This window comes from Prosthecobacter sp. (genome assembly GCF_020439865.1).
Taxonomy (GTDB): domain Bacteria; phylum Verrucomicrobiota; class Verrucomicrobiia; order Verrucomicrobiales; family Verrucomicrobiaceae; genus Prosthecobacter.
In genome coordinates this window covers 1-6,947 of sequence record NZ_JAGRPF010000205.1, presented here as the reverse complement: position 1 = coordinate 6,947, position 6,947 = coordinate 1, and the positions used below count along the sequence as shown (strand labels likewise).

Genomic DNA, 6,947 nt, shown 5'->3' with positions numbered 1-6,947 from the left:
GGCTCTTCCGGGGCTTCAGTTTGGGGAAATGATGATCGCCCGGAAACTGCGGAATGTAGGAGTCATGATAGTCCACGCGGCACTTGTTGCGCTCCAGGATGTCCATGAGCTTGAGCGTCGGCGACTCACGAAAATCATCAACGTCACGCTTGTAAGCGAGGCCGAGCAGCAGCACGCGACTGCCGCGCAAAGATTTGCCCCTGCTGCCCAACGCGTCCTGCAGTTTGGAAACCACGAAGTAGGGCATATTGGTGTTCACCTCACCGGCGAGCTCGATGAACTTCGTGGAGATGTCGAACTCACGCGCCTTCCATGTCAGATAGAAAGGATCGATCGGAATGCAGTGTCCGCCAAGGCCCGGCCCCGGATAGAACGGCATGAAGCCGAAGGGCTTGGTCTTGGCAGCGTTCACCACCTCCCAGATGTCGATGCCCATGCGGTCAAAGACAATCTTCAATTCGTTCACCATCGCGATGTTCACCGAACGGAAAATGTTTTCGAGCAGCTTCGCCGCCTCGGCCACCTCGGCGCTCGTCACCGGGACGACCTTGGAAATGATCTGCTCGTAAAGCATAGCGGCCAGTTTGCCGCTCGTTGCATCTGTGCCGCCCACAACTTTCGGGATGCTTGCCGTGGAAAAGGTCGCATTGTTCGGATCTTCGCGCTCGGGGCTGTAGGCCAGGAAGACATTGGTTCCCGGCTTGAACCCCGCCTTCTTCAAAATGGGCGCTACGATGTCACGCGTAGTCCCTGGATAGGTGGTGGATTCCAGCACCACAAGACAGCCGGGCTTGATGTTGGCCGCCACCCACTCTGTGGAGGACTCCACATACGAAAGATCGGGCTCCCGCTGCTTAGTCAGCGGTGTCGGAACGCAGATCAACACTGCGTCCACGTCTTTCAGCGCCACCGGATCGGCGGTGGCGCGGAACAGACCGCTGGTCACCGCCGCCTTGACCCGGGCATTCTTGATGTGGCGGATGGGGGAGCGCCCCTGATTGAGAGCCCGGCTGCGGTGTTCATCCGGGTCTACGCCGACGACCTGGAGTCCCTTTTCCGCGAAAAGCAGCCCTAGTGGCAAGCCAACGTAGCCCATGCCCATGATGCCCACCTTAAGACTGCGATTCTGAAGCTTCGCCTGCCATTGGGACAATAAGGTGGCGGCCGATGATTTTTTGACGGGCATAGAAAAACGTTGGGAGTGAAACAGGGCGCATCAAAGCGCCAAGGAGCCGCCTTGTAAAGCCGTCCCCGGCATCACGTCAACCGAGGATGCGCGGAACAGGCACCGGCTCAATTCCCGGTTGTGCGGCGCATGATACCGCAGTTAGTGCGCGGCCTTTGCCATGCCCCAACCTGCAAAATCCCCTCCACACCAGCCTCGCCTTCTTCACGCCGAGCTCAGTCTCCCTGAGGTGGTTAAGAAGACCCTGCGATCCCTGTGGACCTATCTGCTTCCCTACCGCTTTCGTTTCGTCCTGAGCATCCTGCTCGGCATGCTCAGCGCCGCCTTCAACGGTTTCATGCTGATCGGCTTTCAGCTCATTTTCTCCCTGGTCCTGAAGGGCCAGACCCGCACCTTGGGCGAACCTACCAAACTGCCGCTGATCGGGGAGCTCAATCTGGCCGAGATCATGGGCGTTGCGGACGATACACCCGTGGGGCTCACCGGCGTGATGACTGCCTGCGCTTTCATCCCAGTGCTCATCTTCATCCGCGGCTTTCTCTCCTACCTGTCGAGCTACATGCAGGCCTGGGTGACCAGCAAAATGGTCTATCAGATCCGCAACGACGCGTTCCGCAGTGTGCTCCGTCAGTCGCCGGGCTTTTTCAACACCGCCAAAACTGGGGAGCTCATGCAGTCGGTGACCGCGCAAACGGGCGTGGTGCAGCGCAATTCGATGACGTTGGTGCAGACGCTCGCCCAGCGCCCGCTGACGATCATTTCCATCCTCGTGGTGCTTTTCGCACAGGACTGGTTTTTCACGCTCATGTCCTTGGTCGTTTTTCCCGCCTGCCTGGTGCCGATCATCCGCATCGGGAAGCGTGTCCGCAGGGTGGGAGCAAACGAAGAGTATGACTCACGTGCACTAATGGTCGCCATGCAGGAAACATTTTCGGGAATCCGCCTGATGAAGGCATATGCCCGAGAAGACCATGCCGCAGCCCGTTTTGACCGCAGCAATGCGAGCATGACCCGCAACATGGTTCGTTGGACAAAGGCCATGGAACTCGTCGGCCCCGTGGTCGAAACCGTCGCCTCGTTCGGAATCGCAGCAGGCCTGGTCTATGCCTGGCACCGGGGCTTGGAGGCGGAAAACTTCTTCATCATGGTGATGGCACTCACGCAGATCTATCCGCCGGTCAAAGAACTCAGCAAAGTGCAGATCTTGCTGCAAAAGACCACTGTGGCCGCAAGCATGGTATTCGAACTACTGGAGCGCCAGCCCGACATCCAGGACGCACCAAACGCCATTGATGTCGGTCGTGCCAAGGGGGCCGTGACCTTTCAGAACCTCACTTTTTATTACCGCGAACAGAATGGTGATAAGAAGGAGGTGCCTGCCGTTCAGGGCATCGACCTCCAACTCGATCCGGGCAAGTTCTATGCGTTCGTCGGCCCAAGCGGCGCAGGCAAGAGCACGCTTTACTCACTGCTCCTGCGTTTCTACGATCCAGACGAAGGAGCCGTACTCATGGATGGTCACGACATCCGGTCACTGACGCAAAACTCTCTCCGTGGGAACATCGGCGTCGTCAGCCAGGACACCTTCCTCTTCCACGACACCGTGCGTGAAAACATCCGCTACGGCCGGCTCGATGCTACCGAGGAGGAAATCATCACCGCGGCAAAGAGAGCCCATGCCCATGAATTCATCACGCAAATCTCCGGTGGCTACGACGCCATGGTCGGCGAAGGCGGCTGTAATCTGTCAGGCGGCCAGAAGCAGCGCATCTCGATCGCACGCGCGATTCTGCGCAACGCCCCCATTCTGCTGCTCGACGAAGCTACCTCGGCACTCGACACGGAAAGCGAGAAGATCATTCAGGAGGCTGTTCACACGTTGTCCGAAGGCAAAACCGTGGTCGCTATCGCCCACCGCCTGTCCACCGTTCTCGAAGCCGATCAGATCGTCGTCATGGATCGCGGCCGAATCCTCGACCGAGGCACGCATGCGGAACTTTTGGGCCGCAATCCGCTCTACCAGAAGCTCTACAATCTGCAGTTCAGCAGCGATGAAAGCCAGGATGCCTGATCGATCTCAGTTTTTCCTCGCCAGAGCGGTCATTATCGAGGTCATTTCCGCCTTCGGTCATCTTCCCCCATGAAAGTTCTTGTCACCGGCGGCGCCGGATTCATCGGTTCGCATATCGCCCAGTCCCTGTGCGCACAGGGGGCGAAGGTTGTCGTCATCGACAACGAAAGCACCGGCGATTTGCAGAATCTCGCGTGGAGGAAGAATTCCGATGCTCTGGAATACATCCGTGGAGATGTACGCGACGACGTCCTGCTGGCGAAAACGATTCCCGGCTGCGACTGGGTGTTCCATCAGGCGGCCGTCGCGTCCGTTCCGCAGTCGGTCAGCGACCCTCTCGGAACCAACGAGCACAATCTGGATGCCACGTTGAAGCTCCTCGTTGCCGCGCGTGACGCTGGTGTGAAGCGCTTTCTCTTCGCCTCCTCTTCGGCCATCTACGGAGAATCCGAGGTGCCTTCGAAGCACGAATCCCTCCCGCCGCAGCCCATCACGCCTTATGGCCTGCAGAAGTATGCAGGCGAGCGCTACTGCCAGCTCTTCCATCAGCTTTACGGTCTGCCCACGGTGGCTCTGCGCTACTTCAATGTCTTCGGACCGCGGCAGTCATCCACGTCACAGTATTCCGGGGTCATCGCCAAATTTTGTTCCGCCATGCTGTGTCGTGAAGCTCCCGTCATTTTCGGAGACGGCAGCCAGTCGCGCGACTTCGTGTTCATCGACAACATCGTCCAGGCCAACCTCATGGCAGCGGCAGCGCCTGAGCAAACAGTTGCCGGCAGGGTCTTCAATGGCGGCACCGGGACGAGCATTTCGCTCCTCCAGCTCGTTGCTGACATCAATGAACTGACGGGACAGCACCTCGAACCAAAACTTGAGTCCGCAAGAGCCGGAGACATCCGCCATTCGCAGGCAGACATCTCGGCCATCCGCGAAGCGCTCGACTACGAACCCAGGGTTTCCTGGAAAGACGGGCTGGCGCAGACGCTCGAATTCTACCGCCAGCAGGCGCGGTGACGGACATCGTTGCCGATTAAAAAGAGCCCGCGGCATCAGCAGCTTGATCATCGGCAAGACCACGGCGATGAACATTCCGAAACATGATGTCCACGCCCCTCATCGCCGCTGCTGATGCCATCCCGCCGCTGTTTGCGTTGCTGGCGCTGATGCTTGCCGGTGTGGTTCTGGTGTCGTTGCTGCTGCTGAGACTGCGGCAGTCCATGCTGGCCGGCTATTTCATCTGTGGCGTCCTGATCGCAAACTCCGGGGTGCTGGATCTGCTCGGCGGCGGGGAGTCGCACGAGCGTGTCTCCCAAATGGCGGAATTTGGCGTGATCCTGCTCATGTTTACGCTGGGCCTGGAGTTCTCGCTGGGCGAACTGCGCTTTTTGCGCCGTCTCGCCTTTGTCGGTGGAGGATGGCAGATGGGGCTCTGTGTCGCAGTGGGAGCGGCGGCATCGACGCTGATCCATCCCTCCTGGCAAGGAGCCGTTATTATGTCCGTCGCGCTCGCCATGAGCTCCACGGCAGTCAGTTTGAAGAGCTTTCAGGATCAGGGTCTCGAATCCAGTCCCGGCGCACGCATGGCGCTCGCCGTCGCGATTTTTCAGGATCTGTTCATCATCGTCTTCTTCCTGTTGCTGCCGCTGCTGCTGCCACAGGCCGGTGTCGAGACCGCATTGCTGCCGCGACTAGGCTCGCTCGCGCTGCGCGGAGGCGTCTTTGTGGTGCTCGCTGGAGTCGGTGCCCGCTGGGTCATTCCCTGGCTGCTCAATGCCGTCACCCAGACACGCAATCGCGAGCTATTCACGCTCACCGTCATCGGCAGTTGTGTCGGCCTCGCCTTCATTGGCGGACTTCTCGGACTCGGCCTGGCGCTCGGTGCTTTCGTGGCAGGGTTGGCGGTAAGCGAATCGATTTTCAAGCATCGCATCCTCGCGGACGTCATGCCGCTGAAGGATCTCTTTCTCACACTGTTCTTCGTCTCCGTCGGCCTCATGATCGACGTCAAGGCAGCCTTTGTCCTCTGGTTGCCGATCAGTGTGCTTACCGCTCTCCTGATGCTCGTCAAAGCAGGCATCATCACCATCATCGCACGTCGTCTGGGTCTCGCCCATCGTCAGGCGCTCATGGCGGGCATCGGCCTGTGCAGCGCCGGGGAATTTTCACTCGTGCTGCTTCAACAGGCGGGTGGCTTTGCCCTATGGAGCCATGACACTCAGCAGACGCTCCTTGCTTCGAGCGCACTTTCCATGGGACTGCTCCCTGCCCTTCTCAAGATTGGCCAGCCGTTCGGTGACTGGCTCGTCAGACGCGGATGGGGCCGCGGCCGGCCGGTCAAATTCGACGCGGGCAGTCTGCGCGAGCGCATCAGCGGTCTCGCCGACCACGCGATCATCTGCGGGCACGGACCTGTCGGTGAAAAGCTCAACAAAGCGCTTCTCGACTCCGGCGTGCGTACGCTTGTGGTGGAGCTGAACGCTGAAACTGTGCGCAAGCTCCAGCGGCAGGGACAAGCCGTGCTCTTCGCCGATGCCAGCCACGAGGAAACCTGGGAACTCACACGTTTGAAGAACGCCCGCATGGTCGCCCTGACCTTTCCGGATGCCACCGTCAACGCGCAGGCCCTCGCCATGATCCGCGAGCATCGCCCCGACATCGCCGTGCTCGCGCGCGCACGTTTCAGCTCCGACGTGGAGCGCCTGAAGCGCCTCGGTGCCACGCAGGTGGTGAACGATGAGACTGAGGCCAGCCGCGCCATGGAGGACGCTGCGCTGACTTTGCAGGGTGCTTGAGGCATTGCGCCTGCATCCCATCCGCCTAGTTTGAAGGCGAATGTCCCAACGCCTTTTCCTCCTCGACGGCATGGCGCTGCTTTACCGCGCGCACTTTGCCTTCATCAAAGCACCGATCCGCACCAGCGACGGATTGAACACATCCGCGCTCTACGGCTTTGCGAATACGCTGCTCGACATCCTCAAAAACCAGCAGCCCACCCATCTCGCCGTCGCGCTGGACACCTCCGCCCCCACCCCGCGGCATGAGATGTTCCCCGCTTACAAGGCGCAGCGTGAAGAGATGCCGGAGGACATCTCCATGGCCATTCCGCAGATCAAACGGCTCATGGAGGCCATGAACGTGCCCATCCTCGTGCGCGACGGTTACGAGGCCGACGACATCATCGGTATCATGGCCAAACGTGCGGAGAAGGAAGGCATCGAAACCTTCATGGTCACGCCGGACAAGGACTTCGGTCAGCTCGTTTCCGAGCATGTGAAAATCTACAAGCCGGGCCGCGCCGGTGCCGATGTGGAAATTCTCGGTGTGAAGGAAGTCTGCGAACGCTGGGGCATCGAGCGCCCCGAGCAGGTCATCGACATCCTTGCGCTCATGGGCGACGCCGTGGACAACATCCCCGGCGTGAAGGGCTTCGGCGAAAAGACCGCCACCGCACTCATTCAGCAATTCGGCAGCGTCGAAAACCTCCTCGCGAACACCGACAAGCTCAAAGGCAAGCAAAAGGAGAAGCTCGAGACCAGCAGGGACGACGCCCTGCTCTCGAAGAAGCTCGCCACCATCTTCGTTGATGCGCCCTACGACACCCAGGTCGCGGATCTGGTCATCCAACCCCACGATGACGAGACGCTGAAAGCCTTCGTCAGCGAGCTCGAGTTCAACGTGCTGGGCCGC

General features: G+C 59.8%; 5 protein-coding genes. 4 read left to right on the top strand and 1 reads right to left on the bottom strand.

The window, feature by feature from the left end; genetic code table 11:
• Positions 1–1,186: nucleotide sugar dehydrogenase (locus KDL09_RS22140; RefSeq protein WP_294390046.1), on the bottom strand; the 1,186-nt coding region annotated here is incomplete at its 3' end.
• 160 nt (positions 1,187–1,346) lie between these two features.
• Here KDL09_RS22140 and KDL09_RS22135 point away from each other — a divergent pair.
• The 4 genes from KDL09_RS22135 to KDL09_RS22120 form a co-directional block, all read left to right on the top strand.
• Positions 1,347–3,257, top strand: a complete 1,911-nt coding sequence (locus tag KDL09_RS22135; RefSeq protein ID WP_294390042.1) for an ABC transporter ATP-binding protein — start codon at positions 1,347–1,349, stop codon at positions 3,255–3,257.
• A gap of 69 nt (positions 3,258–3,326) precedes the next feature.
• Positions 3,327–4,274 carry an SDR family oxidoreductase gene (locus KDL09_RS22130; RefSeq protein WP_294390039.1) on the top strand — a complete coding sequence of 316 codons (948 nt, stop codon included), beginning with the start codon at positions 3,327–3,329 and terminating at the stop codon, positions 4,272–4,274.
• A gap of 83 nt (positions 4,275–4,357) precedes the next feature.
• Positions 4,358–6,052 (top strand): cation:proton antiporter, encoded by a 1,695-nt coding sequence (locus KDL09_RS22125; protein ID WP_294390034.1) that lies wholly within the window; start codon positions 4,358–4,360, stop codon positions 6,050–6,052.
• 40 nt (positions 6,053–6,092) lie between these two features.
• Positions 6,093–6,947, top strand: an 855-nt coding sequence (locus KDL09_RS22120; protein ID WP_294390032.1) for a 5'-3' exonuclease H3TH domain-containing protein, incomplete at its 3' end; no start/stop codon positions are given.

Excerpts from the sequence above, each read along its gene's own strand:
- KDL09_RS22135 (WP_294390042.1), top strand. The coding sequence starts at position 1,347 with ATGCCCCAACCTGCAAAATCCCCTCCACACCAGCCTCGCCTTCTTCAC.
- KDL09_RS22130 (WP_294390039.1), top strand. The coding sequence starts at position 3,327 with ATGAAAGTTCTTGTCACCGGCGGCGCCGGATTCATCGGTTCGCATATC.
- KDL09_RS22125 (WP_294390034.1), top strand. The coding sequence starts at position 4,358 with ATGATGTCCACGCCCCTCATCGCCGCTGCTGATGCCATCCCGCCGCTG.